Origin of the sequence: Pseudoalteromonas sp. CO348, from assembly GCF_004208845.1 — a bacterium.
In the GTDB taxonomy this organism is placed as follows: domain Bacteria; phylum Pseudomonadota; class Gammaproteobacteria; order Enterobacterales; family Alteromonadaceae; genus Pseudoalteromonas; species Pseudoalteromonas maricaloris.
Genome location: NZ_SGPI01000050.1, coordinates 1 through 1,242, shown reverse-complemented (window position 1 = coordinate 1,242; position 1,242 = coordinate 1). Strand labels below are relative to the sequence as shown.

The window sequence follows — 1,242 nt, the reverse complement described above, 5'->3', positions numbered from 1 at the left end:
TGTAACGGTAGACTTAGATTGGAGACCTGTTTAGAGGTATTATTCAATACAACTAAAGAGGTTACAAATGCCAAGAAGAATTACACCAGAATTTAAGCGCGAATGCGTTAATTTAGTTTTAGTCCAAGGTTATAAATATCAGGATGCAGCTGATGCGATGGATGTTGGGTTATCGTCGATTCAACGTTGGGTGAGCCAATATAAAAAAGAGCAAATGGGTATAACCCCCAAAGCAACAGCCTTAACTCCAGAGCAGCAACGTATTCAAGAATTAGAAAAGCAAGTAAAAGAACTACAAAGTGACAACCAACTGTTAAAAAAAGCTTCGGCCTTCTTCGCAATGGAAATGAGCAACGCCAACAAATCGCGAAAAAGCTGAAGAAGGCAGGACATCAAGTAGAGCGAATTTGTCGTTGTTTAGCGATAGCCCCCAGTTCTTTTTATTATCGTCTTAAACCCAATACGATTAACGCGTATAAAGTACGTTTGGAAGCTGCAATGAAGCATATTCATAATGAAATGGATGCAACTTACGGTAAACGCCGTATGTTATCTGAATTACTGGATATGGGGTTTTCAGTAGGCATTGAAAAAGTGAGGCGTTGGATGAAACGATTAAATTTGGTTGCGAAACGGCCTAAACAACACCGTTATCCATCAGGAGGAAAGCCATCAATAATCGCACCGAATAAACTCAACCGACAGTTTAATCCTGAAGCGCTAAATCAATATTGGTCTGGTGACATTACTTATATTCGAACAGGGCAAGGTTGGCTCTATCTTGCTGTTATTATGGATTTATGTTCACGTCGAGTCATCAGTTGGGCTTTCTCAGATAAACCAAATAGTGATTTAACAACAAGAGCGTTAAGGCTTGCTGTACAAAAACGGAAAGTAAACATGGGTTTAGTGTTTCACTCAGATCAAGGTTGTCAATATACAAGTGAGTCGTTTCAACGCTCGCTTAAAACATTTGATATTGAACCAAGCATGAGTCGCGCTGGTAATTGCTTAGATAATGCGGTAACTGAACGTTTTTTTAGAAGTTTAAAATCAGAGCGAGTTAACTATCGACGATATCAAACTCGCCATCAAGCAATAGCAGATATTATTGATTATATTGAGCCGTTTTATAATCAAAAAAGGCGACATTATAAATTGGGAAATATTTCACCAGTTCAATATGAAATGAAATTATTAAAAACTGCCTAAAACAGTCTCCAAATTTAGTTGACCGTTACA

At 37.9% G+C, this 1,242-nt stretch carries 2 protein-coding genes; both read left to right on the top strand.

All coding sequences use genetic code 11. The annotated features are described in order from the left end of the window. The first annotated feature begins 67 nt into the window (after positions 1-67). Positions 68-379, top strand: coding sequence for a transposase (locus EXT48_RS23505; RefSeq protein ID WP_130166027.1), 312 nt, complete (start codon positions 68-70; stop codon positions 377-379). Then, positions 364-1,212 (top strand): IS3 family transposase, encoded by an 849-nt coding sequence (locus EXT48_RS23500; RefSeq protein ID WP_346654659.1) that lies wholly within the window; start codon positions 364-366, stop codon positions 1,210-1,212. The genes EXT48_RS23505 and EXT48_RS23500 overlap by 16 nt, the downstream gene beginning before the upstream one ends. Positions 1,213-1,242 lie beyond the last annotated feature (30 nt).

Coding starts and splice junctions, on each gene's coding strand:
- EXT48_RS23505 (WP_130166027.1), top strand. CDS start 68: ATGCCAAGAAGAATTACACCAGAATTTAAGCGCGAATGCGTTAATTTA.